The organism is Oryzihumus sp. JJN4-3R (assembly GCF_057747915.1).
The window spans coordinates 1419023-1444534 of sequence record NZ_CM173229.1; the positions used below are offsets into that span (position 1 = coordinate 1419023).

The 25512-nt window shown below is 71.4% G+C and carries 27 protein-coding genes; 6 read left to right on the top strand and 21 right to left on the bottom strand.

The window, feature by feature from the left end; translation table 11 throughout:
- Positions 1 to 51 precede the first annotated feature (51 nt).
- Both AC3ANM_RS06410 and nucS read left to right on the top strand, forming a co-directional pair.
- Positions 52 to 915 carry a hypothetical protein gene (locus AC3ANM_RS06410; protein ID WP_488287310.1) on the top strand — a complete coding sequence of 288 codons (864 nt, stop codon included), beginning with the start codon at positions 52 to 54 and terminating at the stop codon, positions 913 to 915.
- Between the two features lie 11 nt (positions 916 to 926).
- On the top strand, positions 927 to 1622 hold the full coding sequence (nucS, locus tag AC3ANM_RS06415) for an endonuclease NucS (protein WP_488287311.1): 696 nt from the start codon (positions 927 to 929) through the stop codon (positions 1620 to 1622).
- Between the two features lie 47 nt (positions 1623 to 1669).
- Here nucS and AC3ANM_RS06420 read toward each other — a convergent pair whose 3' ends face one another.
- The 3 genes from AC3ANM_RS06420 to AC3ANM_RS06430 form a co-directional block, all read right to left on the bottom strand.
- Positions 1670 to 2554, bottom strand: a complete 885-nt coding sequence (locus AC3ANM_RS06420) for a carbohydrate ABC transporter permease (RefSeq protein ID WP_488287312.1) — start codon at positions 2552 to 2554, stop codon at positions 1670 to 1672.
- Positions 2551 to 3444, bottom strand: coding sequence for a carbohydrate ABC transporter permease (locus tag AC3ANM_RS06425; RefSeq protein ID WP_488287313.1), 894 nt, complete (start codon positions 3442 to 3444; stop codon positions 2551 to 2553). Before AC3ANM_RS06425 ends, AC3ANM_RS06420 begins: the two co-directional genes overlap by 4 nt.
- Before the next feature lie 103 nt (positions 3445 to 3547).
- Positions 3548 to 4816 carry an extracellular solute-binding protein gene (locus AC3ANM_RS06430; RefSeq protein WP_488287314.1) on the bottom strand — a complete coding sequence of 423 codons (1269 nt, stop codon included), beginning with the start codon at positions 4814 to 4816 and terminating at the stop codon, positions 3548 to 3550.
- 153 nt (positions 4817 to 4969) lie between these two features.
- Here AC3ANM_RS06430 and AC3ANM_RS06435 point away from each other — a divergent pair, with 153 nt between their 5' ends.
- A complete protein-coding gene (locus AC3ANM_RS06435) occupies positions 4970 to 6181 on the top strand; it encodes an N-acetylglucosamine-6-phosphate deacetylase (RefSeq protein ID WP_488287315.1) in 1212 nt (403 codons plus the stop codon).
- A gap of 3 nt (positions 6182 to 6184) precedes the next feature.
- Here the strand turns inward: AC3ANM_RS06435 and AC3ANM_RS06440 are convergent, their stop codons facing one another.
- The gene (locus AC3ANM_RS06440; protein WP_488287316.1) at positions 6185 to 6808 is read right to left on the bottom strand and encodes a histidine phosphatase family protein; all 624 of its coding nucleotides are present in this window, start codon (positions 6806 to 6808) and stop codon (positions 6185 to 6187) included.
- A gap of 55 nt (positions 6809 to 6863) precedes the next feature.
- Between AC3ANM_RS06440 and AC3ANM_RS06445 the strand changes: the two genes are divergently transcribed.
- Both AC3ANM_RS06445 and AC3ANM_RS06450 read left to right on the top strand, forming a co-directional pair.
- Positions 6864 to 8015 carry a MalY/PatB family protein gene (locus AC3ANM_RS06445; RefSeq protein WP_488287317.1) on the top strand — a complete coding sequence of 384 codons (1152 nt, stop codon included), beginning with the start codon at positions 6864 to 6866 and terminating at the stop codon, positions 8013 to 8015.
- Complete coding sequence (locus AC3ANM_RS06450; RefSeq protein WP_488287318.1) at positions 8012 to 8824, top strand: pentapeptide repeat-containing protein; 813 nt, start codon at positions 8012 to 8014, stop codon at positions 8822 to 8824. Before AC3ANM_RS06445 ends, AC3ANM_RS06450 begins: the two co-directional genes overlap by 4 nt.
- Positions 8825 to 8839: 15 nt before the next feature.
- Here AC3ANM_RS06450 and AC3ANM_RS06455 read toward each other — a convergent pair whose 3' ends face one another.
- From AC3ANM_RS06455 to murA, 3 genes are all read right to left on the bottom strand, one after another.
- Complete coding sequence (locus AC3ANM_RS06455; RefSeq protein WP_488287319.1) at positions 8840 to 10891, bottom strand: protein meaA; 2052 nt, start codon at positions 10889 to 10891, stop codon at positions 8840 to 8842.
- A gap of 41 nt (positions 10892 to 10932) precedes the next feature.
- Complete coding sequence (locus tag AC3ANM_RS06460; protein WP_488287320.1) at positions 10933 to 11301, bottom strand: STAS domain-containing protein; 369 nt, start codon at positions 11299 to 11301, stop codon at positions 10933 to 10935.
- Positions 11302 to 11475: 174 nt separating this feature from the next.
- On the bottom strand, positions 11476 to 12756 hold the full coding sequence (gene murA, locus AC3ANM_RS06465; protein WP_488287920.1) for a UDP-N-acetylglucosamine 1-carboxyvinyltransferase: 1281 nt from the start codon (positions 12754 to 12756) through the stop codon (positions 11476 to 11478).
- Between the two features lie 34 nt (positions 12757 to 12790).
- On the opposite strand from murA, the gene AC3ANM_RS06470 reads away from it, so the two are divergent.
- Positions 12791 to 13414 carry a cob(I)yrinic acid a,c-diamide adenosyltransferase gene (locus AC3ANM_RS06470; protein WP_488287321.1) on the top strand — a complete coding sequence of 208 codons (624 nt, stop codon included), beginning with the start codon at positions 12791 to 12793 and terminating at the stop codon, positions 13412 to 13414.
- An 83-nt stretch (positions 13415 to 13497) separates the two neighbouring features.
- Here the strand turns inward: AC3ANM_RS06470 and AC3ANM_RS06475 are convergent, their stop codons facing one another.
- The 14 genes from AC3ANM_RS06475 to AC3ANM_RS06540 form a co-directional block, all read right to left on the bottom strand.
- Positions 13498 to 13935: a DUF2550 domain-containing protein gene (locus AC3ANM_RS06475; protein WP_488287322.1), complete on the bottom strand. Its 438-nt coding sequence runs from the start codon at positions 13933 to 13935 to the stop codon at positions 13498 to 13500.
- 7 nt (positions 13936 to 13942) lie between these two features.
- Positions 13943 to 14215, bottom strand: coding sequence for a F0F1 ATP synthase subunit epsilon (locus AC3ANM_RS06480; protein WP_488287323.1), 273 nt, complete (start codon positions 14213 to 14215; stop codon positions 13943 to 13945).
- Positions 14216 to 14389: 174 nt separating this feature from the next.
- The gene (gene atpD, locus AC3ANM_RS06485; RefSeq protein WP_488287324.1) at positions 14390 to 15847 is read right to left on the bottom strand and encodes a F0F1 ATP synthase subunit beta; all 1458 of its coding nucleotides are present in this window, start codon (positions 15845 to 15847) and stop codon (positions 14390 to 14392) included.
- Between the two features lie 14 nt (positions 15848 to 15861).
- Positions 15862 to 16761, bottom strand: a complete 900-nt coding sequence (locus AC3ANM_RS06490) for a F0F1 ATP synthase subunit gamma (protein ID WP_488287325.1) — start codon at positions 16759 to 16761, stop codon at positions 15862 to 15864.
- Positions 16762 to 16867: 106 nt separating this feature from the next.
- Positions 16868 to 18508, bottom strand: a complete 1641-nt coding sequence (gene atpA / locus AC3ANM_RS06495; RefSeq protein WP_488287326.1) for a F0F1 ATP synthase subunit alpha — start codon at positions 18506 to 18508, stop codon at positions 16868 to 16870.
- Positions 18509 to 18601: 93 nt separating this feature from the next.
- Positions 18602 to 19414 carry a F0F1 ATP synthase subunit delta gene (locus AC3ANM_RS06500; RefSeq protein ID WP_488287327.1) on the bottom strand — a complete coding sequence of 271 codons (813 nt, stop codon included), beginning with the start codon at positions 19412 to 19414 and terminating at the stop codon, positions 18602 to 18604.
- On the bottom strand, positions 19414 to 20022 hold the full coding sequence (locus AC3ANM_RS06505) for a F0F1 ATP synthase subunit B (protein ID WP_488287328.1): 609 nt from the start codon (positions 20020 to 20022) through the stop codon (positions 19414 to 19416). The genes AC3ANM_RS06500 and AC3ANM_RS06505 overlap by 1 nt, the downstream gene beginning before the upstream one ends.
- Positions 20023 to 20074: 52 nt before the next feature.
- Positions 20075 to 20284 carry an ATP synthase F0 subunit C gene (atpE, locus tag AC3ANM_RS06510; protein ID WP_331109336.1) on the bottom strand — a complete coding sequence of 70 codons (210 nt, stop codon included), beginning with the start codon at positions 20282 to 20284 and terminating at the stop codon, positions 20075 to 20077.
- A gap of 109 nt (positions 20285 to 20393) precedes the next feature.
- Positions 20394 to 21200 (bottom strand): F0F1 ATP synthase subunit A, encoded by an 807-nt coding sequence (atpB, locus tag AC3ANM_RS06515; protein ID WP_488287329.1) that lies wholly within the window; start codon positions 21198 to 21200, stop codon positions 20394 to 20396.
- A gap of 109 nt (positions 21201 to 21309) precedes the next feature.
- A complete protein-coding gene (locus AC3ANM_RS06520) occupies positions 21310 to 21561 on the bottom strand; it encodes a hypothetical protein (RefSeq protein WP_488287330.1) in 252 nt (83 codons plus the stop codon).
- A gap of 23 nt (positions 21562 to 21584) precedes the next feature.
- Positions 21585 to 22037: a hypothetical protein gene (locus AC3ANM_RS06525; protein WP_488287331.1), complete on the bottom strand. Its 453-nt coding sequence runs from the start codon at positions 22035 to 22037 to the stop codon at positions 21585 to 21587.
- Positions 22038 to 22152: 115 nt separating this feature from the next.
- Positions 22153 to 23256: a glycosyltransferase family 4 protein gene (locus AC3ANM_RS06530; RefSeq protein WP_488287332.1), complete on the bottom strand. Its 1104-nt coding sequence runs from the start codon at positions 23254 to 23256 to the stop codon at positions 22153 to 22155.
- Between the two features lie 30 nt (positions 23257 to 23286).
- Complete coding sequence (locus tag AC3ANM_RS06535) at positions 23287 to 24570, bottom strand: serine hydroxymethyltransferase (protein WP_488287333.1); 1284 nt, start codon at positions 24568 to 24570, stop codon at positions 23287 to 23289.
- A 106-nt stretch (positions 24571 to 24676) separates the two neighbouring features.
- Positions 24677 to 25510, bottom strand: coding sequence for a DUF72 domain-containing protein (locus AC3ANM_RS06540; RefSeq protein ID WP_488287334.1), 834 nt, complete (start codon positions 25508 to 25510; stop codon positions 24677 to 24679).
- Positions 25511 to 25512: the final 2 nt, after the last annotated feature.

Genomic DNA, 25512 nt, shown 5'->3' on the forward strand with positions numbered 1-25512 from the left:
CGGCCAGCGGACGGCGCGCGAGCCCGGTGTCGGGCCTGCGAGGATCGCGGGATGCTGCTCGGTCTGCTCGGCGCCCTCGCCGCCTCCCTCTGCTACGGCAGCGCCACGGTGCTCCAGGCGGTGGGCGTGCGACGCGTGGCGGCGACCGCGCCCGGCTCGCCCCTGCTGCGGCGGGCCTGGCAGGGACGGCTGTATGCCGTGGGCCTGGCCCTCGACGGTGTCGGCTTCCTCGCCTCGCTCGTGGCGCTGCGCAGCCTGCCCCTGTTCGTCGTGCAGTCGGCGATCGCCTCCAGCGTCGCGGTCACCGCGGTGCTGGCCGTCGTGGTGCTGGGGACCCGGCTCTCGCGCGCCGAGGTGGCCGCGCTGGCCGTCGTCGGCCTGGGGCTGGCGGCCCTCGCGGCCAGCGCGGGGTCCGAGTCGCCCACGCCGCTGGCCGCACCGTGGACCTGGGTGGTGCTGGCCGCTGCCGTGCCGGTCGCCGCGGTCGCCGTGGCCGGCTGGCAGCGGCCGCGGGCATCGCGCTGGGCCGCTCCCCTGCTGGCGACCGCGGCCGGGCTCGGCTTCGGCGGGCTCGGGATCGCCGCGCGGGTGCTGTCCGTCCCCGACCCGTGGTGGCACCTGCTGGCCGACCCGCTCGCGTGGGCCGTCGCGGCATACGGCGGTCTGGGCATGGTCTGCTACGCGCTGGCGCTGGACCGCGGCGCGGCGACCACGACCGCGGCGGTGACCTTCGGGGTCGAGACCGTGGTGCCGGCGGCGGTGGGCCTGCTCTGGCTGGGTGACAGCGTCCGCAGCGGCTTCGCGGTCCTGGCCGGGCTGGGCTTCGTCGCCACGCTGGGCGGCTGCCTGGCCCTGGCCCGCCGCGCCGAGGTCCCCGACGACGCCGTCTCGGCACCGGACCCGGCCGCGGGCTAGGCTCCCTCCCCGTGCGTCTCGTCATTGCCCGCTGCAGCGTCGACTACGAAGGTCGGCTCAACGCCCACCTGCCCCTGGCCACTCGGCTGCTCATGGTCAAGGCCGACGGGTCGGTGCTCGTCCACAGCGACGGCGGCTCCTACAAGCCGCTGAACTGGATGTCGCCGCCGTGCGCCATGGCCGAGACCGCGCCGGAGGAGCACGAGGTCGCCGAGGGCGTCGAGGCCGTGTGGCTGGTGCAGCACGCCAAGTCCGAGGACCGGCTGCGGGTGCGCCTGCACGAGGTGCTGCACGACTCGGCGCACGAGCTCGGCGTCGACCCGGGCCTGGTCAAGGACGGCGTCGAGGCCCACCTGCAGAAGCTGCTGGCCGAGCACATCCACACCCTGGGCGAGGGCTTCACGCTGGTGCGCCGGGAGTACATGACGGCCATCGGCCCGGTGGACATCCTGTGCAAGGACGCGGCGGGCGCCAGCGTGGCGGTGGAGATCAAGCGGCGCGGCGACATCGACGGCGTGGAGCAGCTGACCCGCTACCTCGAGCTGATGAACCGCGACCCGCACCTGGGCCCGGTCACCGGCGTCTTCGCGGCGCAGGAGATCAAGCCGCAGGCACGCACGCTCGCGACCGACCGCGGCATCCGCTGCGTGACGCTGGACTACGACGCCCTCAAGGGCATCGACGACGTGGAGTCCCGCCTCTTCTGAGGTGTGCCCGTGCGGCCCGGCGCCACCCCACCGGGCACTGCACCGCGCTACTTCACCGACCCGGCGGTGAGGCCGCCGACGAGGTGCTTCTCGATCACCGCGAAGAGGACCACCACCGGCACGATCGCGATGACGGACGCGGCGAACAGCTGGTCCCAGTGCTGTTCGTATCCCGTGACGTAGGAGGTGATCCCGACGGTCAGCGGCTTGCGGTCCTCGTCGAGCATCAGCGTGAGGGCCACGACGTACTCGTTCCACGCGGCGATGAAGGTGAAGATCACCGCGGTCACCAGACCCGGCACGGTGAGCGGCAGCATGACCCGCCACAGCGTCCCGAACCGGCTGCAGCCGTCGAGGTTGGCCGCCTCCTCGACCTCCTTGGGGATGGACCCGAAGAAGCCGTGCAGGATCCACACCGCGAACGCCAGGTTGAACGCCGCGTTGGTGAGGATCAGCGCGCCGTAGGTGTTGACCATGTCGAGGTTGAACCACTCGCGGTAGATGCCGACGACGAGCGCCGTCGGGGAGAACATCTGGGTGACCAGCACCAGCAGCAGGAACGCCATGCGCCCGGGGAACCGGAACCGCGCCGTGTAGTAGGCGGCCGGCACGGACACGACGAGGACGATGGCCGTGGAGGCGCTGGCCACGACCAGTGAGGTCTTCAGCCAGCCGAGGAACCGGTCGTCGCCGAGCACCTGCGCGTAGGTCGACAGCTGCCAGACCCGCGGCAGGAAGGTCGGCGGCGTGCGCACGACGTCGGCGCTCGGCCGGAACGAGTTGAGCAGCATCACGACGTAGGGCGCGAGGAAGACCAGCATCACCCCGAGCCCGGCGATCGGCATCACCCACGTGCGGTGGCGCCTCCACCCGGTATGCCGTGTGCCTGCGCGCGCACGCGCGGCGCCCGGGGTCGTGGAGAGGGTGGTCATGCGGACTCCTCCCGCCACCGGGTGAACCTGAGGTAGACGACCACGACCACGAGGATCAGCAGGACGTTGAAGACGCCGGCGGCCGCGGACATGCCCACGTCCTTCTCCGCGCTCTTGAACGCGAGCTTGTACATGAACGTGATCGTCGTGTCGTGGGCGAAGCCGGGGTTGCGGTCGTTGAGCACGTAGATGATCGGGAACGAGTTGAAGACGTTGATGATGTTGAGCACGACGGCGACCAGGAGCGCGGGTCGCAGCAGGGGCAGGGTGATCCGCCACCACGTCTGCCACGGGCCGGCCCCGTCGACCTTCGCCGCCTCGTAGACCTCGGTCGGCGTGGCGTTGAGCCCGGCCACGAACACGTAGGAGGTGAACGGGACCGAGACGAAGACGCCCACCAGCACCATCGAGGACATGACCCAGGCGTCGCTGCCCAGGAAGTCGACCGGCCCCAGTCCGACGGCGCCCAGCAGCAGGTTGAGCGTGCCGTAGTAGTAGTCGTAGATCATCACGAAGGTCTTGGCCGTGATGACCAGTGAGGCCGCCCAGGGCACGATGACCGCCCACCGCACCACCGTCCGGCCCCAGAAGTCCTTGGTCAGGAACTGCGCCACCGCCAGGCTGATGACGACCGTGAGCGCCACCACCGCGACGACCCAGATGACCGTGTTCATCACGACGGTCATGAGCATGGGGTGCTGGAGCACCGCCGTGTAGTTGCGCGTGCCCGCGTCACCGAGGCGCAGGCCCGTGATCGAGAAGCGGCTCAGCGAGGCACGGACCAGCTCGACCGCGGGGAGCACGACCACCCCGCCGATGAGCAGCAACGCCGGTCCGAGCCAGAGCAGGGCCGAGCCCAGCGACGCGCGGTCGGTGCGGCGGCGCGTCATACCCCTTGCTCTTGGCCGCCCGCGGCGGCGCGCGCGCCTCGAGGAGGCGGCGGTGGCCGCGGGCGCTTCCGCGACCACCGTGCCGGCGTCCCCGTCGGGCACCTCAGCCGCCGTTCTCGGCCTGCTTCTGCAGGTCGTCGAGGACCTTCTGCGGGTCGCCGCCCGCGGAGACCGCGGCGCCGAGGTTCTGCTGCACCGCGAGCTTGACCTTGTCCCAGGTCGGGTCGTCGGTCGGCGTGAGGTGCGCGTTGGGCAGCGTGTCGAGGTAGACCTTGAGCTTGGCGTCGTCCTTGAAGAAGTCCAGCCCGCTCCTGGTCACCGGCAGGAAGCCCTCGGCCTTGATGAACTCGTTGACCTGGTCCTTCTGGTAGTAGAGGTCGTAAAAGGCCTTGACCGCCTCCTGGTTGCCCGGCTTCTTGAACGCCATGAGGTAGTCGGTGACGCCGAACGTCTGGGGCTCGGAGGCCTGGGTGGGCATCGGCGCCACGCCGTACTTCACCGTCCCGGCCTTGTCGAGCTGGGCGGCGAGCGGCGAGAAGCCGACCACCATGCCGACCTTCCCGGACGCGAAGAGGTTGAAGGCGTCAGCGCGGTTGGTCTTGCCCGGGTTGTTCTGGGTGACCTTCTCGGCGGTGAGCTTCTTCAGGAAGCTCAGGGCCTTGACGTTCTCGGGCGAGTTGACCGTCCACTTCCCGTCCTTCTTCCAGCTGCCGTTGTTGTTGAACAGCCACATGGAGAACTCGCCCTGGGACTCCTCCGGCCCGAGCGGGAGGGCGTAGCCGATGCTGCCGTCGCCGAGCGCGGAGATCTTCCTGGCGTCCGCCTCGAGCTCGGCCCACGTCTTGGGCGGGGCTGCGATGCCGGCCTTGCTGAAGATGGCCTTGTTGTAGAAGAACGCGCGGGCCGAGGACAGGTCGGGGAAGCCGTAGAGCTTGCCGTTGTAGCTGCCGCTCTTGACGAAGGCATCGAGGATGTCGCTCTTCGCCGCGGCCGGCAGCACCTCGTCGCCGTTGTAGAGCAGGCCGTCCTTGGCGTAGGACGCGTAGGCGTTGAGGTTGAGGATGTCCGGGGCGTTGTTGTTCTGGATCATCGTGCTGGACGTCTGGTCGATCGTGTCCCAGCTGACGACCTGGACGTCGAGGTTGATGCCCGTCTTCTGCTTGTACTTCTCGGCGAACTGCTTCCAGAAGGCGGCGGTGTGGTCCTTGGAGTACTCCGCCGCCACGAGCTTGATCGAGCTGACCTTCTTCGCCGCGCCGTTGTCTGCGCCGGCCGAGCTGGAGCCCGTCCCGCCGCTGCAGGCGGTCAGGGCGAGACCCGCGACGGACGCGACCACCGCCGTCAGGGTGAGGGAACGGTGGGCACGGACCATGGTGGGACTCCCCTGTCTGATGGCGCGGACCGATCCCGCCTGGAGGGGACGGTGGCCCGAGGTCCGCTCATGCTGGTGGATCTTTTCTGCACACGTCAACGGTTCTTGGTGACTTATTTACCCTCCGGGCCACCGGCAGGGCATCATGCTCGGGTGGCCCCCTCGCCGAGCTCCCCCCGCCTCCTGCTGACCGGTCGCGTCGTGACTCCCCACGCCGTGCTGCCCGACGCCGTGGTGGGGGTCGAGGGCGACCGGGTTGCCTTCGCGACCGCGGCCACGGACCTGCCGCCGGACTGGCGCGACGTCACCACCCCGGACGGGTGGACCGCCGGCGCGACGATCCTGCCGGGGCTGGTCGACGCCCACTGCCACGGCGGCGCCGGCGGCGAGGTCGGCCCGGACCCCACGGCCTCCAGCGCCGCCGCCGCCCACCACCTGCGCCACGGCACCACCTCGTTGGTCGGCAGCCTGGTCTCCGCCGACCCGGGCACCCTGCTGGCCGGCATGACGACCGCAGCAGCCGCGGTCGCCGCCGGCGAGCTCGCGGCCGTCCACCTCGAGGGACCGTTCCTGTCCCACGCCCGGCGCGGCGCCCAGCGCGCCGACGCGCTCACCGACGTCGCCCCCGCCCTGGTCGAGGCCCTCGCCGCGGCGGCGGACGCCGCGGGCGCGCCGGACGCTTGGGCGCAGATGACGTACGCCCCCGAGCGAGGCGGCGCGGACGCCCTGCCGTCCCTGCTGGCCCGTCACGGCGTGCTGGCCGCCGTCGGGCACACCGACGCCGACGACAGGACCACCGCGGACGGCCTGCGCCGCGCCCTCGCCGCAGCTCCCCGCGGCGGGGTCCCGCTGGTCACCCACGTCTTCAACGGCATGCCCCCGCTGCACCATCGGGCGCCGGGGCCGCTGGCGGCCTGCCTGTCCGCCGCAGCCCGCGGCGAGGCGGTCCTGGAGGTCGTCGGCGACGGCGTGCACCTGGCCGCGGGCACCGTGCGGATGCTCTTCGACCTCGTCGGGGCCGAGGGGCTGTGCCTGGTCACCGACGCCATGGCCGCGAGCGGTATGGCGGACGGCAGCTACCTGCTCGGCGGCCAGGACGTGCGGGTCGAGGCGGGGACGGCCCGGCTGGCCGAGGGCGGGGCCATCGCGGGCGGGGTCGCCACGCTGCTCGACGTCGTGCGCTGGTGCGTCCGGGACGTGGGCGTGCCGTTGCTGGAGGCGGTCACTGCGGCCTCGGCCACCCCGGCCGGCGTGCTCGGGCTCGATGGCGTCGGGCGGCTGGCGGCCGGCCACAGGGCCGACCTGCTCGTCGTCGACGACGACCTGGCGCTGCGCAGGGTCATGCGCCGGGGAGGGTGGGTCTGAGGCTCAGACGACCGAGGGGTCCGTGGTCCCCGGCCACGAACGGACGACCCAGCCGTCGGCATCGACGGCGACCTCGGCCGGCACGCAGTTGGGCAGGAACCGCCGGGCGGCCAGGTCCGGGCGCACGTTGAGCGCGAGCCTGGGGATCACCAGCGACATGACGCCACCGTGGCTGAAGACCAGCACCGTCTCGCCGCGGTGCTGGTCGGCGATCGTCTCCACCGCCTCGCGGTAGCGCGCCACGAGGGCGTGCCCGTCCTCCCCACCCGGGCAGCCCGCGTCCAGGTCCCCGGCGAGCCAGCGGTCGAAGACGGCCTGGGCTCGGGGGTCGTGGTAGCTGACCCCGGCGAGCTCGCCGACGGAGAACTCCTGCAGCCCGTCCAGGGTCCGCACCGGCACCCCGAGCAGCTCGGCGGCCAGGGCGGCCGACTCCACCGCGCGGTCCATGGTGCTCGACCAGACGGCCGCGACCCGCTCGCCCCGCAGGCTGTCCACGAGGTCGCGCACCTGCCGCTCGCCGGTGTCCGAGAGCCACCCGCCGTCGTCGGAGAGGTGGCCGGGCCGGGCGTACTCCGCGTCGCCGTGCCGGGACACCAGCAGGGTCGCGGCACACTGCAGGTCACTCACGCCCCGGACTGTATGCCGTCCGGCCGCCACTGCGCGCGGCTGGCAGGATCGGCCCATGAGCGTCGTCGACCTGACCGATGAGCAGCTGCGGGCCCGGGGCAGCATCAAGTGGACCTACGGGCCCGCCGACGTCCTGCCCGCGTGGGTGGCCGAGATGGACTTCGCCCTCGCCGGTCCGATCAGCGCCGCGCTGCACGACGCGGTGGAGCGCGGTGACGTGGGCTACCCCGCCATGGACGACGCGACCGGCGTGCCCGAGGCCCTGGCCGGCTTCGCAGCCGAGCGCTGGGGCTGGTCCGTGGACCCGGGCTCGGTCGTCCTCACCGGCGACGTGATGGCCGGGGTGCACCTGGCGCTGGAGACGCTGTGCGAGCCTGCGCCCGTGGTCGTGCCGACCCCGGCCTACATGCCCTTCCTCGACGTGGTGCCGCTGAGCGGGCGGCAGATCGTCACGCTGGCGCTGGACCCCGACGCGCCGGTGGCCACCCTCGACCTCGAGCGGATCGACGCCGCCTTCGCCGCCGGGGCGCGCACGATCCTGCTGTCCAACCCGCACAACCCCTGGGGGCGGGCCTTCACCCGCGCCGAGCTGGAGGGGCTGCGCGAGGTCGTGCTGCGGCACGGCGCGCGCGTCGTCAGCGACGAGATCCACGCCCCGCTCGTGCTGCCCGGCCACGAGCACGTCCCCTACGCCAGCCTCGACGGCACCGCGGAGCACACCACGACCCTGGTCTCGGCCAGCAAGGCGTGGAACGTCCCGGGGCTCAAGAGCGCCCAGCTCGTCGCCGGCAGCACCGCGGACCTGAAGGCCCTGCGCGCGCTGCCCCCCGTGGCCAACCACGGCGCGAGCCCCATGGGGCACGTCGCCGCGTGCGCGGCATACCGGGACGGCGGCCCCTGGCTGGACGCGCTGCTGGCGCGCCTGGAGGACAACCGGCGGCTCTTCGCCGAGCTGGTGGCCACGCACCTGCCGGCCGCGCAGGTGCGCCCGCTGGAGGCCACCTACCTCGCGTGGGTCGACGCCCGCGCCTACGGCCTCGCCGACCCGGCGGCCGTGGCCCGCGAGCGCGGGCGGGTGCTCGTGAACGAGGGGGTGACGTTCGGCCCCGGTGGTGAGGGGCACGTGCGGGTCAACCTCGCGACCTCGCCGCAGCGCGTGGCCGAGGTGGTGCGGCGGCTGGCCGTGGCCTGGGGCGAGCCCGCATGAGCCCGACCCGCGTCGAGCTCGGGCTGCGCGCCGACTGCGCGAGCTGCTTCAGCCTGTGCTGCGTGGCGCTGCCGTTCGCCGCGTCGGCGGACTTCGCCCTGGACAAGCCGGCCGGGCGCCCGTGCCCCAACCTGCAGACCGACTTCCGCTGCGGGATCCACGACCGGCTGCGCGAGAGCGGCTTCGCCGGGTGCACGGTCTACGACTGCTTCGGCGCCGGGCAGAAGGTGTCCCGGCAGACCTTCGGCGGCCGGGACTGGCGCCAGGACCCGCAGACGGCGCGGGAGATGTTCGCCGTCTTCCCCGTCGTGCGCCAGCTGCACGAGCTGCTGTGGTACCTCACCGAGGCACTGGAGCTGGTCGAGGCCGCGGCGGTGCACCCACGGCTCGAGCGGGTGCTCGCGGAGGTGGAGGAGATCTCTCGTCAGGACGCGGCGGCCCTGCAGTCGCTGGACGTCGGTCCGGTCCGCGAGCGCGCCAACCTCCTGTTGCTGGAGGCCAGCCAGGCCGCCCGCGCCGGGCTGCCGGGACGGCGACGCGACCACCGCGGCGCGGACCTCGTCGGCGCCCGGCTGCGCGGCGCCGACCTGCGTGGGGCGAGCCTGCGCGGGGCGCTGCTGCTGGGGGCGGACCTGCGCGAGGCGGACCTGCGGCGGGCCGACCTCATCGGGGCGGACCTGCGCGGCGCCGACCTGTCGGGCGCGGACCTGACCGGCGCGCTGTTCCTCACCCAGCCCCAGGTCCACGCCGCCCGCGGCGACGCGCGCACGCGCCTGCCCGACGGCCTGGAGCGCCCCGCCCACTGGTGAGCCGCCGGCGACGCCTCAGGCCGGGACCGGCTCCCCGAGTGCGGGCAGCCCGCGGGCGGCGCGGATGGTCGCCACGATCTCACCCATGATGTCGGTGAGCCCGAAGTCCTTGGGCGTGAACACCGCGGCCACGCCCAGCTCCCGCAACCTGGCGGCGTCGCTCTCCGGGATGATCCCGCCGACGATGACCGGCACGTCGTGGACCCCGGCGGCCTTCAGGCCCTCGAGGACCTGCGGCACGAGCTCCATGTGGGACCCGGACAGCACCGAGAGCCCGACGCAGTGGACGTCCTCGGCCACGGCGGCGGAGACGATCTGCTCCGGGGTGAGCCGGATGCCTTGGTAGACGACCTCGAAGCCGGCGTCCCGGGCCCGGACGGCGACCTGCTCGGCGCCGTTGCTGTGGCCGTCGAGGCCGGGCTTGCCCACGAGCAGCCGGAGCCGGCCGCCGAGCTCCTCGCCGGTCGCCTTCACCTGCTCGCGGACCCGGACGAGCGCCGAGTCGGTCGCCTCGCCCGAGGAGACCCCGACCGAGCCGGAGACCCCGGTGGGCGCGCGGTACTCCCCGAAGACCTCGCGCAGGGCACCGGCCCACTCCCCCGTGGTGACCCCCGCGCGGGCGGCCTCGAGCGAGGCAGCCATAAGGTTGGCGCCGGACCGGGCGTCGGCCTGCAGGCGCGCCAGCGCGGACTCGACGGCGGCCCGGCCGGTCTCGTCGGCGTCACGCTCGGCACGCCAGCGGGCGACCGCCTCGGCCGCCCGGGCCTCCACGGCGTGGTCCACGGTCTGGATCGCGGCGTCGAGGTCGGCGGTCAGCGGGTTGGGCTCGGTCGTCTCGAACTTGTTGACCCCCACCACGACGTCCTCGCCGGCCTCGATGCGCTGGCGGCGCCGGGAGTGCGAGGCGACCAGCGCGGACTTCATGTAGCCGGACTCCACGGCCGCCACCGCCCCGCCCATCTCCTGGACGCGGTCGATCTCGGCCTTGGCCCCGGCGACGAGCTCGGCCACCTTTGCCTCGACGACCTGGGAGCCGGTGAAGAGGTCGTCGTACTCCAGCAGGTCGGACTCGTAGGCGAGGACCTGCTGCATCCGCAGCGACCACTGCTGGTCCCACGGCCGCGGCAGGCCGAGGGCCTCGTTCCACGCCGGGAGCTGGATGGCCCGGGCGCGGGCGTCCTTGGACAGGGTGACGGCCAGCATCTCCAGGACGATGCGCTGGACGTTGTTCTCCGGCTGGGCCTCGGTCAGGCCGAGGGAGTTGACCTGCACGCCGTAACGGAACCGGCGGTGCTTGGGGTCCTGCACGCCGTAGCGCTCGAGGGTCAGCTCGTCCCACAGCTGGACGAACGCCCGCATCTTGCACATCTCCTCGACGAAGCGCACCCCGGCGTTGACGAAGAACGAGATCCGCGCGACGACCTCACCGAAGCGCTCCTCGGGCACCTGCCCGGAGTCGCGCACCGCGTCGAGCACGGCGATCGCGGTGCACATCGCGTAGGCGATCTCCTGCACGGGCGTCGCCCCGGCCTCCTGCAGGTGGTAGCTGCAGATGTTGGTCGGGTTCCACTTCGGGATCTCGGCCACCGTGTAGGCGACCATGTCGGTGATCAGCCGCAGCGACGGCGCCGGCGCGAAGACGTAGGTCCCGCGGGAGAGGTACTCCTTGATGATGTCGTTCTGGGTGGTCCCGGCGAGGCGTCGGACCACCTCGGCCGGGTCCTGCCCTGCCGCCTCGGCCTGCTCCTCCGCGGCCACCTGGTAGAGCGAGAGCAGCCACATCGCGGTGGCGTTGATCGTCATCGAGGTGTTCATCTCGGCCAGCGGGATGCCGTCGAACAGGGCCCGCATGTCGCCGATGTGCGAGATCGGGACGCCCACCTTGCCGACCTCCCCACGGGAGAGCACGTGGTCGGGGTCATAGCCGGTCTGCGTCGGCAGGTCGAAGGCCACCGACAGGCCGGTCTGCCCCTTGGCCAGGTTGCGGCGGTAGAGCTCGTTGCTCGCTGCGGCACTGGAGTGACCGGCATACGTGCGCATGACCCACGGACGGCTGCGTTCTCCCATGGGCCGAAAGTACCGGCGGGTAACCACCGGACGGGAGGACCTCAGGCGGTGAGAGGCACCACAGTGCGATCGGCGGGACCGTCGGCGCGGGCGATGACGCGGTGCAGCCGCGAGCTGCGCAGCAGCCGGTCCAGCCGCGGGGAGACGTCGACGAGGACGAGCCGCCGGCCCAGCCGCCTGGCCCGGTGGTGGGTCCCCACGATCAGCCCGAGGCCGGTGGCGTCGCCGACCTCGGCCTCGGCCAGGTGGACCAGCAGGTCACCCTCACCGTGCGCGAGGACCTCGTGCAGCAGGACCCGCAGGTCGGCGACGGAGTGCACGTCTAGCCGTCCGCCGAGCTCGACCTCCTGACCCGCCCGGGTCTCGCGCAGGAACACGTCCGGCACCGATGCAGCCTCGCGTGCAGTCATCGCCCGCCCCCTCGTCCGCGGTGTCGCGTCACCAGGGAAGACGCCCTGGGACGCGAGATGGTTGTCGGTCGGCCGGTCACGATCCGGTGACGATGGTCGCCGCCCGCTGCCCAGGACGGTAGCGGGCCGCCCTGACACCGCCCGGCCGACACCCTGGGAGCGTCCCCGGAGCGGTCAGAGGTATGCCGGGTCGTCCGGCTCGCGGGTGACGTCGGCTCCCAGCCGCTGCATCGCGTCGGCGAAGCCCGCGTAGCCGCGGTCGATGTGGTGCGCGCCGCTCACCGTGGTGACCCCGTCGGCCACCAGGCCGGCGATGACCAGGGCCGCCCCGGCGCGGATGTCGCTGGCCTCGACCGGGGCCCCGGAGAGCTGGTCGACCCCGTGGAGCATTACGTGGTGGCCGTCGATGCGCGCCTCGGCCCCGAGACGGGCCAGCTCCTGCACGGTGCGGAAGCGCGCTTCGAAGAGGTTCTCGGTGATCATGGCGCTGCCGTCGGCGACCGCGTTGTAGGCCAGGGCGAACGGCTGCAGGTCGGTCGGGAAGCCGGGGTAGGGCAGCGTCGCGACGTCGAAGGCACGGGGCCGGCCGTCGAGGGCGCTGACCCGGAACCCGCGGTCGGTCGCGCCCACCGACGCCCCGGCACTGGCGAGCAGGTCGAGGGCGATGGCGAGGTGGTCGGCCACTCCCCCGACGACCTCGACGTCGCCGCGGGTCGTGGCGGCGGCGAAGGCCCACGTGCCGGCCGCGATCCGGTCGGGCAGCACGGCGTGCTCGACCGGGTGCAGGACAGGGACCCCCTCGATCTCGATGACCGACGTGCCGGCACCGGAGATGCGCGCGCCCATGTCGGTGAGCATCGCGGCGATGTCGACGATCTCCGGCTCGCGGGCGGCGTTGGTCAGCACGGTGGTGCCACGGGCGAGGACCGCCGCCGTGAGCACGTTCTCCGTGGCCCCGACGCTGGGGAAGTCCAGCCGGATCTGCCCACCGCGCAGGCCGTTCGGCGCCTCGGCGATGAGGTAGCCGTGGGTCACGTGGACCTTGGCGCCGAGTGTCTCGAGGCCGGCGGCGTGCAGGTCCAACCCGCGAGAGCCGATCGCGTCGCCTCCGGGGATGGCCACGTCGGCCTCGCCGCATCGGGCGACGAGCGGGCCCAGGACCGAGATCGAGGCGCGCAGGGCGCGGACCAGGTCGTAGTCGGCACGGTGCCCGATGGTCTCGGGGACGTCGATCTCGACGACCCCCGCCTCGGCGTCGTAGTCGACGACGCACCCCAGGCGGCGCAACAGCTCGGCCATGATCGTGACGTCCAGGATCGCCGGCATGTTGGTCAACCGGGTCCGGCCGCTCGCGAGCAGCGCTGCGGCCATGAGCTTCAGGGCACTGTTCTTCGCGCCCACCACGGTGACCTCACCACGCAGGGACGACCCACCGACGACGCGGAACCTCTCCATCACGGCATGGAGCCTATCTGCGAGCATTCGGGACATGGTCAACCTCACGCGGATCTACACCCGGACCGGCGACACGGGCACGACGGCGCTCGGCGACTTCAGTCGCACCAGCAAGACCGACGTGCGCCTCGCCGCCTACGCCGACACCGACGAGGCCAACAGCGCCATCGGCGTGGCCCTGGCCTGCAGCGAGCTGCGCCCGGACGTGCGAGCGGTGCTGACCCGCATCCAGAACGACCTGTTCGACGTGGGTGCCGACCTGTGCACGCCGCTGGCGCAGTCCTACGCCCACCCGCCGCTGCGGGTCCAGCCCCGCTGGGTCGAGGAGCTCGAGGCCGACTGTGACACCTTCAACGACGAGCTGGAGAAGCTGCGCTCGTTCATCCTGCCCGGCGGCACGCCCGGTTCGGCCTACCTGCACGTGGCCCGCACCGTCGCGCGCCGGGCCGAGCGCGCCACATGGGCCGCCCTGGAGACCTACGGCGACCAGCCTGGCGACGACGAGCGTCCCGGCGGCATCAACCCGCTCGCGGCGACCTACCTGAACCGGCTCTCGGACCTGCTGTTCATCCTGGCCCGGGTCGCCAACCTCACCGCCGGCGGCGACGTCCTGTGGCAGCCCGGCGGTGGCCGCGAGGAGCCCCCGGCCAAGCGCTGACCGTCTACTCGCCGAGAGATCGACGGAGGCGACACCAAACCCGCGGTTTGGTGTCGCCTTCGTCGATCTCGGCGCCTGGTTGCTCAGGCGACGTTGACGTTGAAGCCGGGCGGCGAGGCCTCGAGCCAGGACCGCAGGGCGGTGTAGGGACCCGGGGACAGCGCCAGGTCGAACGTCTGGTTGTCGTAGTGGCAGGCCACCGCCACGGCGTCGGGCAGGACGTCGAGGTGGTCGCCCGGCTCCAGCCGGCGCGGTGCGCCGATCTCGAGCCGGGTGCGCTGCCAGTGCCGGGACGGCCGCAGGGACAGGCCGCCGAGGGTGAACCAGTCCAGCCCCGAAGCGCCGTAGCGCGCCAGCCCGACGCGCCAGCGCCCCGAGCCGGCGTCGCGCACGGCGCAGACGACGAGGGGCTCGCCCCGCGCGATGGTCCGCCTCCGGGCGAACACCGTGGCCGTCACCACCAGGACGACGGCCAGCAGGGCAGCAACCAGCACCTCACCGGGGAGAAGCCAGCCGCTCACGTCCTGCTCAGGCGGGGATGCCGGAGGCGTCGACCGCCTCGGCGACGATGGTGACGTGGTCGTGGTCGACCGACAGGAACCCGCCGTCCACGGTGGCGACGTGCTTCTCGCCGGTGGTGGACTCGATGCGGACCTCACCGGTCACGAGCACGCCCAGCAGCGGCGTGTGGCCGGGCAGGATGCCCAGCTCACCGTCGACGGTGCGTGCGCTGACCTGACGGGCCTCGCCCTCCCAGACCTTGCGGTCGGCGGCGACGAGCTCCACCTGCAACTGACTCACGGGATCCTCCGCTCACGATCGTGTCCGCGCAGTCTAGCCGGGCCGCGGAGCCCTCCCGACCCCGGCCTCCACCCGCGCCGAGGCCGTGCGCCGCGGCCTGGCTTCGGCCCCGGACACGCCGAAGGGCCGGCACCACGCGGGGTGCCGGCCCTTCGTCCTGAGCCTTCGCTGAAGTCAGAGGTTCTTCTGGATCTCCGCCCACTGGCGCTCGACGTCGTCGAGGCCACCGCACATGAAGAAGGCCTGCTCGGCGACGTGGTCGTAGTCACCGTCGGCGATCTTGGTGAAGGCCTCGATCGTGTCGACCAGCGGCACCGTCGAGCCCTCGATGCCGGTGAACTGCTTGGCAACGTAGGTGTTCTGCGACAGGAAGCGCTGGATGCGACGGGCGCGGTTGACGAGGATCTTGTCCTCTTCGGAGAGCTCGTCGATACCGAGGATCGCGATGATGTCCTGCAGCTCCTTGTTGCGCTGCAGGATCTGCTTCACGCGGACCGCGGTGGTGTAGTGCTCCTCGGAGATGTAACGACGGTCGAGGATCCGCGAGGTCGACGTCAGCGGGTCCACCGCGGGGTAGATACCGAGCGAGGCGATCTCGCGGCTGAGCTCGGTGGTCGCGTCGAGGTGGGCGAACGTCGTGGCCGGGGCCGGGTCGGTGTAGTCGTCCGCCGGCACGTAGATCGCCTGCATCGAGGTGATCGAGTGGCCACGCGTGGAGGTGATGCGCTCCTGGAGCACACCCATCTCGTCGGCGAGGGTGGGCTGGTAGCCCACGGCGGACGGCATACGACCGAGGAGGGTGGAGACCTCGGAACCGGCCTGGGTGAAGCGGAAGATGTTGTCGATGAAGAGGAGCACGTCCTGCTTCTGCACGTCGCGGAAGTACTCCGCCATCGTCAGGGCGGACAGGGCGACGCGCAGACGCGTGCCCGGCGGCTCGTCCATCTGGCCGAAGACCAGGGCGGTCTGGCCGAGGACGCCGGCCTCTTCCATCTCGACCATGAGGTCGTTGCCCTCACGGGTGCGCTCGCCGACACCGGCGAACACGGAGACACCACCGTGGTCGCGGGCGACCCGGGCGATCATCTCCTGGATGAGGACGGTCTTGCCGACACCGGCGCCACCGAACAGGCCGATCTTGCCACCCTGGACGTAGGGGGTCAGCAGGTCGATGACCTTGATGCCGGTCTCGAACATCTGGGTCTTGGACTCGAGCTGGTCGAAGGCCGGGGCGCTGCGGTGGATGCCCCAGCGCTCCTTGGCCTCGAAGGTCTCGCCCTCGGCGAGGTTCATGACCTCACCGGTGGTGTTGAAGACCTTGCCCAGGGTGACGTCACCGACGGGCACGGTGATCGGACCGCCGGTGTCCTGCACCGCCGAGCCCCGGACGAGACCGTCGGTGGGCTGCAGGGAGATGGCGCGGACCATGTTGTCGCCGATGTGCTGGGCGACCTCGAGGTTGATGTTCTTCGTCTCGCCCGAGAGCTCCACCGTGGTGGTGAGCAGGTTGTACTGCTCGGGCATGGCGTCAACGGGGAACTCCACGTCGACGACGGGGCCGATGATGCGGGAGATCCGGCCGACGCCGCCGGCCACGGTGCCCGCCGTGCCTTCGGTAACAGTCGCAGTCATTTCCTAGTTCCTTCTTACTTGGCGTCCGCGAGGGCGCTGGCGCCGCCCACGATCTCGCTGATCTCTTGGGTGATCTCGGCCTGGCGGGCCTGGTTGGCCAACCGGGTGTACTTGCGGATGAGCTCCTCCGCGTTGTCCGTCGCCGACTTCATCGCACGCTGGCGGGCCGCGAGCTCGGAGGCCGCGGACTGCAGCAGGCAGTTGAAGAGACGAGCGGTCACGTACTTCGGCAGCAGCGCGTCGAGCACCTGCTCGGCCGACGGCTCGAACTCGTAGAGCGGCAGCACGTCGTCCGGGGCCGGGGGCTCCTCGCCCTCGACGACCTCCAGGGGCAGCAGCCGGATGACCTCGGGCTCCTGCGTCACCATGTTGACGAAGCGGGTGAACACGACGTGGACCTCATCGAGGCCGCCCTCCTCGTGGCCGAGGATGAAGTCGGCGACGATCCGCTCGCCGATCTCCCGGGCCGCCTCGAAGGTCGGGCTGTCGGAGAAGCCGCTCCACTCGGCGGCGAACTCACGACGACGGAACTTGTAGAAGCCCGACGCCTTGCGACCGACGAGGTAGGGCACGACCTCCTTGCCCTCGTTGCGCAGCTTCTCGGCGAGCCGCTCGCTCTCCTTGAGCACGGAGGAGGAGTAGGCGCCGGCGAGACCGCGGTCGCTGGTGATGATCACGACGCCCGCACGGCGGACCGTCGGGTGCTCCGTGGTCAGCGGGTGGTCGACGTTGGAGTACGTCGCGACGGCCGAGACCGCCCGGGTGAGCGCCCGCGCATACGGGCTGGATTCCTTGACCCGCTGCTGGGCCTTCACGACGCGCGAGGCCGCGATGAGCTCCATGGCACGCGTGATCTTCTTGGTCGCCTGGACGGACCGGATGCGCTGGCGGTAGACCCGCATCTGCGCTCCCATAGCTTTCCGCCTCTCCTAAGTTTCGCTGCTGACGTTCCGGTATGGCGATCGCTCGCCGAGCGAGGGTGACCGCCGGGGGCGCGGTGCGCGCCCCCGGCGGACGACCTCAGTGCTTCTGCTTGACGATCTGCTCCTGCTCGACCTCGTCAGCGCCGATCTCGCCGGCCTCGGGCTCGTGGCCCAGCGGGACCTCGTCGGTGCCGCCGGCCTGGAACTGGTCCTTGAACGCCTTGACGGCGTCCTCGAGGCCCGAGCGGGTCTCGTCCGCGAACTTCTTGGACTCGCGGATGGCCGAGAGCAGGCCCGACTTCTCGCGACGCAGGTAGTCGAGGAACTCGCCCTCGAAGCGGGACACGTCGGTGACCGCGACGTCGTCGAGCTGGCCCGTGGTGCCGGCCCAGATCGAGACGACCTGCTCCTCGACCGGGAACGGCGCCGACTGGCGCTGCTTGAGCAGCTCCACCAGGCGCGCACCCTTGGCCAGCTGTGCACGCGAGGCCGGGTCCAGGTCGGAGGCGAACATCGCGAAGGCCTCCATCGCGCGGAACTGCGCGAGGTCGAGCTTCAGACGACCGGAGACCTCCTTCATCGCCTTGATCTGCGCGGAGCCACCGACCCGGGAGACGGAGACACCGACGTCGATCGCCGGGCGGACGTTGGAGTTGAACAGGTCGGCCTGGAGGTAGATCTGGCCGTCGGTGATGGAGATGACGTTGGTCGGGATGTAGGCCGAGACGTCACCCGCCTTGGTCTCGATGATCGGCAGGCCGGTCATCGAGCCCGCGCCCAGGTCGTCGGAGAGCTTGGCGCAACGCTCGAGCAGACGGCTGTGCAGGTAGAAGACGTCACCGGGGTAGGCCTCGCGGCCCGGCGGGCGGCGCAGCAGCAGCGACACGGCGCGGTAGGCCTCGGCCTGCTTGGACAGGTCGTCGAAGATGATCAGGACGTGCTTGCCCTGGTACATCCAGTGCTGGCCGATGGCGGAGCCGGTGTAGGGCGCGAGGTACTTGAAGCCCGCCGCGTCGGACGCCGGGGCGGCGACGATGGTGGTGTACTCCAGCGCGCCGGCCTCCTCGAGCGTGCCGCGGACGGCAGCGATCGTGGAGCCCTTCTGGCCGATGGCGACGTAGATGCAGCGAACCTGCTGGTTCGGGTCGCCGGTCTCCCAGTTCTGCTTCTGGTTGATGATCGTGTCGATCGCCACGGCGGTCTTGCCGGTCTGGCGGTCACCGATGATCAGCTGACGCTGGCCGCGACCGATCGGGGTCATGGCGTCGACGGCCTTGAGGCCGGTCTGCAGCGGCTCGTGGACCGACTTGCGCTGGACGACCGTCGGGGCCTGCAGCTCGAGGGCGCGACGGGTCTCGCTCGCGATCTCGCCGAGGCCGTCGATCGGCTGGCCGAGCGGGTTGACGACGCGGCCGAGGAAGGCGTCGCCGACGGGGACCGAGAGGACCTCGCCCGTGCGCTTGACCTCCTGGCCCTCCTCGATGCCGGAGAAGTCACCGAGGACGACGACACCGATCTCGTGGACGTCGAGGTTCAGGGCGATGCCGAGCGTGCCGTCCTCGAACTGCAGCAGCTCGTTGGTCATCGCCGAGGGCAGACCCTCGACGTGAGCGATACCGTCACCGGCGTCGGTGACGCGGCCGACCTCTTCGCGGGAGGCCGCGCCGGGCTCGTAGGACTGGACAAAGCTGTCCAGTGCGTCCCGGATCTCCTCCGGACGGATCGTGAGCTCCGCCATCAGTGTCTCTCTCCTCTGGTGCGGTCCTTCGTGGACCGGTGTTGACAAGCCTTGAAGTTGTGCGGTGGTGCGTGCGCTGCAGCGGTATGCCGGTCAGCCGGCGAGCAGCCTGCGCGCCTCTTCCAGACGGCGCAGCATGGTGCCGTCGACGACCTCGTCGCCGATCTGCACCCGGATGCCTCCGACGACCGCGGGGTCGACGACGACGTTGACCTGCACTGCGCGGCCGTAGATGCCGGACAGGGCCTCGGCCAGCCGACGACGCTGCGCGTCGTCGAGCGCGACGGCCGCGGTGGCCGTGGCGGTGAGCTGCTCGCGACGCTTGGCCGCGACCTTGAGGTAGAGCTCGATGGTGCGGTCGAAACGACGACCACGGGGGGCCAGGACCGCCTGACGGGCCAGGCGCACCGACTCGGCGGTGGCCTTGCCCTGGAGGAGCCGCCCGATGAGGTCGGCCTGCGCCGCCTTCTCGGCGTTGCGGTCGGTCACCGCGTCACGCAGCGCCGGCGTGCCGGCGACGACGCGACCGAAGCGGAACAGCTCGTCCTCGAGGGCGTCGAGGCGCCCGCCCGCCTCGGCGGTGGCGGTCACGGTCTCGACGGCCAGGAGCTCGAGCGCGTCGGTGAGGTCGCGCTCCTCGGACCAGCGGTGCGCCACCAGCTCGGAGAGCACCGAGAGGGCGGCGTCGCCGACCTTGCCGCCGAAGAGCCGGCCGACCAGCTCGCGCTTGGCCGAGGCCTCACGCGAGGGGTCGGCCAGCGCCCGGCGCAGCGAGGCACTGGAGTCGATCGCCCCGGTCATGCCGAACAGGTCCTCGGTCAGCGTCGCCCAGTCGGCGCCGCTGCCCAGCGCCGCCGTGAAGGCGTCGTGACCGGCGGCGAAGGCCGCGCGGGAGGAGCCACGCATCAGATGCCCTGCCCGTGCTCGCCGGAGCCGGCGGTGACGGCCTCGGGACGGATCGAGCCGGACTCGAGCTCGGCGAGGAACCGGTCGACGATGCCCTTCTGGCGGGTCTCGTCCTCCAGCGACTCGCCGACGATGCGGCTGGCCAGGTCGGTCGAGATGCGACCGACCTCGCTGCGCAGCGAGATGAACGCCTGCTGGCGCTCGGCCTCGATCTGCTTGTGCGCGGCCTCGGTGATGCGGGCGGCCTCGGTCTGGGCCTGGGTGCGCATCTCCGCGACGATCGCGGCGCCCTGCTCGCGCGCCTCCTCGCGGATGCGCGCAGCCTCGGCGCGGGCCTCGGCGAGCTGAGCCTTGTACTGCTCGAGCGCGGCCTGGGCCTCCTGCTGCGCCTCCTCAGCCTTGTGCATGCCGCCCTCGATGGCCGCAGTGCGGTCGGCGTAGGCCTTCTCGAGGTTGGGCACGACCTTCTTCTGCACGATGACGTACAGGATGGCGATCGCGATGAGACCGAAGATCAGCTCGCCCCAGTGGGGCAGAACCGGGAGCTTGTCGGCCTCACCCGCGGTCGCCAAAGCCGCAATGTGCGACGTGCTGGCGAGTAGCTGCACGGGGTTCTCCTAGTGCCTTGGTGCCAAAAGTGGTGCTACGGGTGGTGGTACGTCAGCCCTTGAAGACGAAGGCGAGAACCAGACCGAAGATGGCGAGCGCCTCAGCGAGGGCGAAGCCCAGGATGGCGATGGACTGCAGCATGCCGCGAGCCTCGGGCTGACGGGCGACGCCGTTGATGTAGGCGGCGAAGATCAGGCCGATGCCGACGCCGGGGCCGATGGCGGAGAGGCCGTAGCCCAGGATCGCGATGTTACCGGTCACGATGTCTTCCTCTTTCGTTCTTGGTGTCCCGCGCGGCACGTCACCGCCCGGAAGTCTGTGGTGTGGGTGTTCAGTTGTGGGTCGTGCAGCTGTGGTCGCAGCGCGAGCGTCAGTGCTCGTCCGCGAGGGCGCCGGCGATGTAGGTCGCGGCCAGCAGGGTGAAGATCAGCGCCTGCAGGAACTCGATCAGCGCCTCGAAGATGGTCATGACGAACGCCATGCCGAAGGAGCCGACGGAGACGATCTTCAGGCCGAAGGCGCCGTGGATCAGCATGTACTCGCCACCGGTGATGAACAGCAGCAGGAGCATGTGACCGGCGAACATGTTGCCGAAGAGTCGCAGCGCCAGCGTCAGCGGCCGGGTGATGAAGTAGGTCATCAGCTCGAGCGGCACGATGAGCGGCAGGATCCCCTTGGGCAGGCCGTCCGGGATCATCGACTTGAAGTAGCCGGCGAAGCCGTGCTTCTTGAAGCCGAGGTAGTGGTAGACCACGTAGACCACCAGGGTCAGCGCGATCGGGAAGCCGACGCGGCTCATGGTCGGGAACTGCACCGGCGGGATGACGCCGAACAGGTTGTTGACCAGGATCAGCACGAACATCGAGAACAGCAGCGGCACGAAGCGCAGGAAGTCCCTGCTGCCGATGATGTCGCGGGCGATGGTGTTGCGCACCAGGTTGTAGACGCTCTCCGTCAGCCACTGGCCCTTGCCCGGGACGATGGCGGCGCGCCTGGTGGTGGCCACGAGGACCCACCCGATGAGCGCGACGGACAGGAGGATGACGACGGCGGCGCGGGTGATGGCGAAGGGCCCGTCACCGATCAGCGGCTGGTAGAACTCCGCCGGTGTCGGCGACTGGAATCCACTGCCTTCGGCCGGCAGGCCGCTCAGCGTGGCCAGCACGTTCAGGCTCACAGGGTCTCCTCGAATTGCGACGAACCAATCAGGGGGGCGGAGGCGCCCCGGCGGACCGCTGCGACAGCACCGGCCATCACGCAGCGCGCGCTCGTGCGCGCCACGGAAGTCACTTCGACGTACCGTACCTGAACCACACGAGGTACAGCGACGTGGCCATTCCCACGAGCAGGCCCACCACGACGAGGAAGCCCGTGCCCAGCCAGTGGTCCAGAGCCAACCCGATCCCGCCGAAGAGGACGGGTCCGGAGATCAGGTAGGAGACGACGCCCCACGCCGCGGACTCCTCCAGCCGGGGGTGCCCAGCATCGGGGTCCGGCGGCCCGCTCGGACCGGGTGTGGTCGGGTGATCGTCGCTCACGGACAGCTCCTCGGTTCACCATGTCACTCCCCCGCTCCGGGCGCACCCGGGGAGGTGGGCGGCTCGTCATACACGCTCTTGCGCATGCGCACGAAGGCGAGCACCTGGCCGACCTGCCAGACGAGCGTCACGGCAAGGGCCGCGATGCCGAACGCCGTGCCGTCGACCCAGCTCGCGCCGGAGAGGCCGAAGATGACGACGCCGAGGAAGATGACCTGCCCCAGGTAAACGGCCAGGGCACCGGCGAGCAGCGAGAGCGGGTTGTCGTTGGTCACCCGCTTCATCACCAGGAGGCCGCCGGCGAAGAAGGCGATGGTGACCACGACGGCGAGCAGGGCGGCCAGCCCGCCGCGGGCGGAGCGGGCCACCCAGAGCGCGATGACGATGACCGGGGCCGCCACGAGGGTCGGCACGAGAGCGCCGCGCAGCATCGCGGCGAACGGGGCCGCGGGTGCTGGGGTGTGCTGCTCGGTCATGTCTGGGCCTGCCTGATCGTGGGCGTCTGGAGGGCGTCTCGCGACGGGCGTTGCGACCCTTCGGAAACCGGCGGACGAGCGTTCACAGGTTTCTTTGAGGTGCTTGTGAAAGGTATCACAAGCGCCCGTGCGGCCTCCATCGGGGTAGGCCCACGGTGAGGGCGACGGCCAGGCCGCAGGCCCCGAGGATCACCCCGATCGACACCCAGATGTCCACTCCGGGGAAGGCGAAGGACACCGCACCGAGGGAGACCACCGCCGCCCACAGGTAGAGCAGGAGCACCGCACGCCGGTGGCCGTGGCCGATCTTGAGCATGCGGTGGTGCAGGTGCCCGGCGTCCGCGTGCCAGGGCCGCATGCCGGCGCGGGTGCGCCGCACGACCGCCAGCAGGACGTCCAGCAGCGGCAGCGACAGGATCGCCAGCGGCAGCAGGATGGGCAGGAACGCCGCGGTGACCTGGTCCTTGCTCACCGACGACGGGTCGACGTTGCCGGTCATCGAGATGGTGGCCGCCGCGAGCAGCAGGCCGAGCAGCAGCGCCCCCGAGTCGCCCATGAACAGCCGCGCCGGGTGGAAGTTGTGCGGCAGGAACCCGGCGCAGCAGCCGACCAGGGCCGCCGTGACGAAGGTCGCCGAGGAGAACACGTTCGGCGGGTCGTAGCTGCGCGAGAGCAGGTAGGAGTAGGCGAAGAAGGACAGCGCGGCGATCGCCACGACCCCGGCGGCCAGGCCGTCGAGGCCGTCGATGAAGTTCACCGCGTTGATCGAGATGATGACGATGAGGATGGTCAGCGCGACCAGCACCGGCGTCGGCAGGATCGTCACGCCGAACAGCGGCAGCTGCAGCAGCTGCACGCCCTTGAACGCCATGATCCCCGCGGCCAGCATCTGCCCGGCCAGCTTGGTGACCCAGTCCAGCTCGCGCATGTCGTCCAGGGCGCCGACGGCGCAGACGATCACCGCACCGAGCAGCACCCCCATCGGCTCCCCGGTCGGGAACACCTGCGAGAGGTAGGGCAGCTGGGTCGCGACCAGCCACGCCGAGACGAACCCGATGAGGATGCCGACCCCGCCGAGGCGCGGGATCGGCACCGCGTGCACGTCACGCTCGCGGACGGGAGTGAAGGCCCCGGTCGCCACGGCGACCCACCGCACGAACGGGGTCGCGACGTACGTCATGGCTGCGGCCACGACGAGGACCAGGAGGTACTCCCTCACGCGATCGCCTCGGTTCGACGGATGGTGCTGCTACCCGCGAGGGTATGCCGGGAAGCGGCTCACGAGGTCGCCCACCTCCGCGCGGACGTCCTTGGCGACGGCGTGGTCGGGGTCGCCGTCGGTCTGGGTGACCGCGCGGTGGATGAGGTCGGCGATGACCTTCATCTCCTCGGTGCCCATGCCCTGGGTGGTGACCGACGGGGTGCCGACGCGGATGCCCGAGGCGGTGTTCGGCGGCTGCGGGTCGAACGGGATGGCGTTCTTGTTCAGGACGATGCCGGCCGCGTCGGAGCGCGCCTCTGCGTCCTTGCCCGTGACACCGACGCCCTGGAGGTCGTGCAGCGACAGGTGGGTGTCGGTGCCGCCGGTGATCGGGCGGATGCCCTTCTCCCCCAGCGACGTCGCCAGCTGCTGGGCGTTGGCGATGACCTGCTTGGCGTAGGTCTGGTACTCCGGGCGCAGGCACTCGCCGAAGTTGACCGCCTTGGCCGCGATGGCGTGCATCAGCGGGCCGCCCTGCATCATCGGGAACACGGCCTTGTCGAGCTTGGCGGCGTGCTCCTCCTTGCAGACCAGCGCGCCACCGCGCGGGCCGCGCAGGACCTTGTGGGTGGTGAAGGTGACCACGTCCGCGTAGGGCACCGGGCTGGGGATCGCCTTTCCGGCGACGAGGCCGATGAAGTGCGCGGCGTCGACCCAGAAGATCGCGCCGACCTCGTCGGCGACCTCGCGGAAGAACTGGAAGTCGATCAGGCGCGGGATCGCCGAGCCGCCGGCGACGATGACCTTGGGCTTGTGCTCGCGGGCGAGGTCACGCACCTGGTCGTAGTCGATGTCCTCGGTGTCCTTGTTGACGCCGTAGTGGACCGCGTTGAACCACTTGCCACTGAAGGAGACCTTCGTGCCGTGGGTCAGGTGACCGCCGTGCGGCAGGGACATCGCCAGGATGGTGTCGCCGGGCTGGCAGAACGCCCCGTAGACCGCCTGGTTGGCGCTGGCGCCCGAGTGCGGCTGGAGGTTGGCGTGGTCGGCGTCGAAGAGCCGCTTGGCCCGCTCGATGCCGATGCTCTCGGCCTTGTCGACCTCCGAGCAGCCGCCGTAGTAGCGCCGGCCCGGGTAGCCCTCGGCGTACTTGTTGGACAGCGTCGAGCCCAGGGCCGCGAGGACCGCGGGGCTGGTGAGGTTCTCGCTCGCGATCAGCTGCAGGCCGCTGCGGACCCGGTCGAGCTCGGAGAGGAGCACCCCCGCGATCTCGGGGTCCTGCTCCTGGAGGGCCCCGAAGTCGGGGCCGTAGAAGGTCTGGTCAGCGGTCATGCGGGCTCTCCGTCACGGCAAGAGGGGGTGAGGGCAGTCTGCTCGCGGCCACTCTATTGCGTCCGCTTGTGGACCGTTCGGCGGCGTCCGGGCGCGGGACGACCGGTCAGCGGGGCGGGGCGAGGAGGGCGATGAGGGCCTGGGCGTCGAAGGGCGCGCGGACCTTGGCGTCGTTGTCGAAGTAGACGAAGACGTCGGCCCCGCCGTCGGCCCACCCGCGCACCGTCGTGGCCCACCGCTGCAGCGCCTCCGGGGTGTAGCCGCTGGCGTAGAGCTCCTCGGCCCCGTGCAGCCGCACGTAGGCGAAGTCGGAGGTGACCTCCTCGATCATCGGCCACTTCCCCGCGGTGTCGGCGACGACCACGGCCACGTCGTGCTCGCGGAGAAGGGCGGTCAGCTCCGCGGTGGCGAAGCTCGCATGGCGCACCTCGAGGGCGTGGCGGACCCGGGTGGGGCCGAGGCCGGCGAGCGGCGCGGTGAGCACCTGGTCGTCCGCCAGCTTGTCGTCATGGCGGCGGGCCAGCGCCGCCACCTCGTCCTGCGTGCGTGGCAGCTGGGCGAAGAAGTCGGCGAGGCGCCCGGCGTCGAAGCCCAGCGTCGGCGGCAGCTGCCACAGCACCGGGCCGAGCTTGGGCCCGAGCGCCAGCACCCCGGAGGCGAAGAAGTTGGCCAGCGCTGTCTCGACGCCGGCGAGCTTCTTCAGGTGGGTGATGAAGCGCCCGCCCTTGACCGCGAAGACGAAGTCCTCGGGCGTCTGGTCCCGCCAGGCCGCGTAGCTGCCCGGGCGCTGCAGGGAGTAGAAGGAGCCGTTGACCTCGATGGAGGTCAGTCGGCCCGCGGCGAAGGCCAGCTCCTCGCGCTGCACCAGGCCCGGCGGGTAGAAGGTGCCGCGCCACGCCGGGTAGCGCCATCCCGAGATGCCGACCCGGATGCGCCCCATGG